General features: G+C 30.8%; 1 protein-coding gene. It reads left to right on the top strand.

The genetic code is table 11. From position 1 onward, the window contains the following. On the top strand, nucleotides 1–240 hold a 240-nt coding region (locus tag N2712_08090; protein MCX8029937.1), incomplete at both ends, for a hypothetical protein.

Raw genomic sequence — 240 nt, 5'->3', positions numbered from 1 at the left:
ATTTAACATTTGAAGATGCTTTAGAATTTTTTGATAATATTCCTTCTATAAAAAGAAAAATAAAAGCTGTATGCGATGTTGGCTTAGGATACATAAAATTAGGGCAACCTGCAACTACACTTTCAGGTGGAGAAGCACAGAGAATCAAATTAGCAACAGAGCTTTCAAAAGTATCGACTGGTAAAACTTTGTATGTTTTAGATGAACCAACAACAGGTTTACATTTTAAAGATATTAAAG

The sequence above is a fragment of the Brevinematales bacterium genome, assembly GCA_026415355.1.
In the GTDB taxonomy this organism is placed as follows: domain Bacteria; phylum Spirochaetota; class Brevinematia; order DTOW01; family DTOW01; genus SKYB106.
Note: the sequence above shows the minus strand (reverse complement) of the source record. Positions and strands in the feature narration are given on the sequence as shown.